2 protein-coding genes are annotated in these 2,357 nt (G+C 70.1%); one reads left to right on the forward strand and one right to left on the reverse strand.

Annotated features, from left to right (window positions below; translation table 11 throughout):
* The first annotated feature begins 156 nt into the window (after positions 1 to 156).
* Positions 157 to 420 carry a hypothetical protein gene (locus FMEAI12_RS34585; protein ID WP_112109265.1) on the forward strand — a complete coding sequence of 88 codons (264 nt, stop codon included), beginning with the start codon at positions 157 to 159 and terminating at the stop codon, positions 418 to 420.
* A gap of 38 nt (positions 421 to 458) precedes the next feature.
* Here the strand turns inward: FMEAI12_RS34585 and FMEAI12_RS34590 are convergent, their stop codons facing one another.
* Positions 459 to 1,250, reverse strand: a complete 792-nt coding sequence (locus tag FMEAI12_RS34590) for an amidohydrolase family protein (protein ID WP_071060749.1) — start codon at positions 1,248 to 1,250, stop codon at positions 459 to 461.
* Positions 1,251 to 2,357 lie beyond the last annotated feature (1,107 nt).

Genomic DNA, 2,357 nt, shown 5'->3' on the forward strand with positions numbered 1-2,357 from the left:
AGTGTTGCGTGTCAGGGCGTGGAGCAGCGACCACACCATGACCATCCAGCCTGCCCGACACAGGCCCAGTCCGGCAGGCAAACGTGCAGGTCACCGCCCAAATCGGGGTTCTGGAGCCCCACAGGCTCCTACCGAACGGCCATCTACGACTCGCCCATGCTGAACGCCCCCGTGCCCGTGCACTCGCCCTATGCGGGCGACTTCGTCAAACTGCGCGAGTTCTACGGCGACTACATCGCCAACCATCTACGTGACCCCGACGAGGTCGCCCACGTCATCGCGGCGGCGGCCACCACGCGCCGCCGCCGGCTGCGCCACCCGGTCGGCACCGACGCCTGGATCAAGCTCGCGTTGCGCGCAGCGCTGCCCTGGCCGGTGTACGAGCGGGCCACCCGCCGGCTGATCGGCCTGCGCCCGTAGCCTGCCTTCGGCGCGGGCGTCTGACCCGCACTGACGCTTTAGATGCGGAACACCCTGGTGGCGTTCCCGCCGAGGAACGCCGCCCGAGTCTCGCTGTCGAGACCGAGCTCGCCAAGGCGTTCGAGAGCCCGCCGCGGAGTGATCATCGGATAGTTCGTCCCGAACAGGACCTTGGCCCGGCCGTGCTCCCGTAGGTAGGCGACCAGCTCCGGGGGATACCGGTGGGCGGCGTAGGCGGAGGTGTCGATGTAGACGTTCGGGTATTTCGTCGCGAGCGCGATCATCTCGTTGGTCCACGGGTAGCCGATGTGTCCGGCGACGATGACGAGCTCCGGGAATTCCAGTGCCACGTCGTCGAGGTACGGGATCGGCCGCCCGGTCTCCGAGGTGCGCAGCGGGCCGGTGTGCCCGACCTGGGTGCAGAACGGGATACCCAGCTCGACGCAGGTGGCGAACAGCGGGTAGTACCGCCGATCGTTTGGCGGCAGCCCCCACAGCCACGGCACGATCCGCAGCGCGACGAACCCCAGGTCCTGCACGGCACGGCGGAGTTCGCCGATGGCGGCGACCGGGTAGCGGATGTCGACGGAGGCGACGCCGCGGAACCGGTCTGGTCGAGCCCGGACGCAGGCGTCCACCTCGTCGTTGGAGATCAGTGGACCGGCCGGGCCGTACCAGGCGCAGATCAGCCCCCGGTCAACCCCGCCGTCGTCGAGTGCCCGGACGGTCGCGTCCAGGGGCAGTTCGCCGGTTGGCTCCGCGGCGCCAGTCCACCGGTGCAGCGACGCGAACATGTCCTCGCGCAGGAACCGGACCGTGGGGTGCTGCATCCAGGCGTCCACGACCGGGCCCGCGGGCAGCCCCTCGGCATCCACCACGGGCTACCTCCCGCCGCCATTCATCCCTCGGCCGGTCACGGCGGCCACCCGGCCCCGGTCAGGTCCGCGACGCCATCATCATGCCGTCCTTCCGCCTCGGAGAAGCTGCGGCGCTCGCCTTTACGGCCGTGGTGGGTCAGCACCCGGTAGAACAGCCGGGGTCGCTGACCAGGCCGGTAACAGACCAGGGCTGCCATCGACACTCGCCCCGAGCCCTTCCCGGACACCCGCACGGTCGGGGTGTGGCCCCGCGCTGCCCAGGTCCGGGCCTTGCGACCCGGACCGGTCGTCCCTCGAGGTCGTCACGACGAGGACGGCCGGACAGCGATCGCGTCCTGACTCATCCTCGGTACGGCCCCGTCCTGGTACTCGCCGGGGCGGGCCGTACTCGTGTCCAGGGCGCATGTCCGGGACAGCCGGGACAATCTGCTGCCGCATCAGGCAGACGGCCCTGGCAGCCCGGACAGCGTTGGTCAACGCACCAGCACCGGCACCGAGGCATCGAGTAGCTCACTAGGCCGCCGGTCCCGGGGTGGGGCAGCGGGGCCGGCGGTCGAGGCGGGCGCCGCCGGCCACACAGTCGCCACTCTGGGAGTGGCCAGGCAGCGCCCAGCTCTCTCTACCCGGCCGCTGGCCGGGTAAACCGGGGGTGCCCGGCCAGGCCGGGCTAAAACGGCCGTGCTGTCTCTGCTGTCGCGTGTCGTGTCGTCTGTCGCCCTCCCAGGTGGGAGGGCTGACGACACGGGTTCCAGGGCCGGGGCGACACGCGACAGCGGGTCTCTCCCCGCCGTCCCGTCCGCGCCATCTCGGGATCTTCGACCTCGACGAACCGAACCGACTCGTGCACGCCGGCCCGTGCGTGTGGGGTGCCAGAACTCGGACACCGGCCCCGTCATCGACGGCTTGATCAACAAGTGCGAACGGGCCGCCTAAGTGGGCGTTCTGTACGCTTTTGCCGGGCCTCAGCTTGAGTTGATCTTTTGGGTGTGGGGCTGATCGTCTTGCGGTCGGCGGCTGGTGCGTTCTGCTGGAAGACATGGCAGAACGCAAGCCCTACCC

This window comes from Parafrankia sp. Ea1.12 (assembly GCF_900465275.1).
In the GTDB taxonomy this organism is placed as follows: domain Bacteria; phylum Actinomycetota; class Actinomycetes; order Frankiales; family Frankiaceae; genus Parafrankia; species Parafrankia soli.

Bases quoted from the DNA above. Each gene is read 5' to 3' on its own strand.
- FMEAI12_RS34585 (WP_112109265.1), top strand. From the start codon at position 157: ATGCTGAACGCCCCCGTGCCCGTGCACTCGCCCTATGCGGGCGACTTC.
- FMEAI12_RS34590 (WP_071060749.1), bottom strand. From the start codon at position 1,250: ATGCAGCACCCCACGGTCCGGTTCCTGCGCGAGGACATGTTCGCGTCG.